The following is a 1,098-nucleotide window of genomic DNA, read 5'->3' as shown; positions in this document are numbered from 1 at the left end:
ATTTGATGGAGCGCGGCGCAAGCGGCGGCGTCTTTGCCGTCGACCCGGCCGACGGCTCATACCGCACACTCGTTGGCGATTTGGCTTTTCCCAATGGCGCGGCGTTGCTTGGTGATGGCCGCCTGGCGATCAGCGAAAGCTGGCGGCATCGTGTGATCGCCCTCGATCCGAAATCCGCGATGCGCCCGGTGACGATGTTGGAAGATTTGCCGGCCTATCCCTCCCGTCTTTCATCCGCTTCCGGCGGCGATCTCTGGATGGCGCTGTTTGCGCCGCGCCGGCAATTGTTCGAACTGGTGCTGCGCGAGGACGACTACCGTCACGAGATGATGGCGACCATCGACCCCGGCGAATGGATCGGACCGGAGCTTGCCGGCTCGGTGAGGCCCGACCAGCCGCTCAGTCAAGGTTCCGTCCGCCAGATGGGCGTGCTGAAGCCCTGGGCGCCGTCGCGGTCCTATGGCCTCGTCGCGCGTTGCGACAACCGTGGTGTGCCACGGGAAAGCTGGCACAGCCGGGCCGACGGCTCCATGCACGGCATCACCTCCGTCTGCGCCCATGGCGGCAGCGTCTATGCCACCTCGCGCGGCTCCGGCACGCTGCTGCGCCTGCCGGAAAATGACAGTGGGCTCGCACATGGCTGACATCGTCGAGTTTCGCCAGGCGACCAAGGCGTTCCGCGGCAACGCGGCGGTTCGGGCTGTCGATTTCACGCTCCGGCGCGGCGAAGTCCATGCATTGCTCGGCGAGAACGGCGCTGGCAAATCGACGCTGACCAAAGTGCTGGCCGGCCTCTATCCGCTGACCTCGGGCGAAATGCTGCTCGACGGCAAGCAGGTCAGCTTCTCGTCTCCGGCCGAAGCCATGAAGCATGGCATCGCCATGGTCTTCCAGGAGACCAACCTTGTTCCGTCCATGAACGTCGCCCAGAACATCTTTCTCGGCGAAGAGAGCTTTTTCAACCGGCTGCGCGGCGTCAACATCAGGGCGCAGCAGCATCTGCAGCGGCTGAACTTCCATGTCGAGCCGACGGCCCTGGTCTCGACGCTTGGCGCGGCGAAGAAGCAGATGGTCGAGATCGCCCGCGCCGTCCACCAC

The 1,098-nt window shown here is 64.9% G+C and carries 1 protein-coding gene and 1 pseudogene; both read left to right on the top strand.

Features of this window, described 5'->3' with window-relative positions; translation table 11 throughout:
* Positions 1-644, top strand: a pseudogene (locus EN943_RS37880) (hypothetical protein); the annotation flags it as partial.
* Positions 637-1,098: ATP-binding cassette domain-containing protein (locus EN943_RS37100; protein WP_164778615.1), on the top strand; the 462-nt coding region annotated here is incomplete at its 3' end. The pseudogene EN943_RS37880 and the gene EN943_RS37100, both read left to right, overlap by 8 nt.

This window comes from Mesorhizobium sp. M7A.F.Ca.US.006.01.1.1, from assembly GCF_003997935.1.
In the GTDB taxonomy this organism is placed as follows: Bacteria; Pseudomonadota; Alphaproteobacteria; order Rhizobiales; family Rhizobiaceae; genus Mesorhizobium.
The sequence above is the reverse complement of the archived record's forward strand: the minus strand, read 5'-3'. Positions and strand labels throughout refer to the sequence as shown.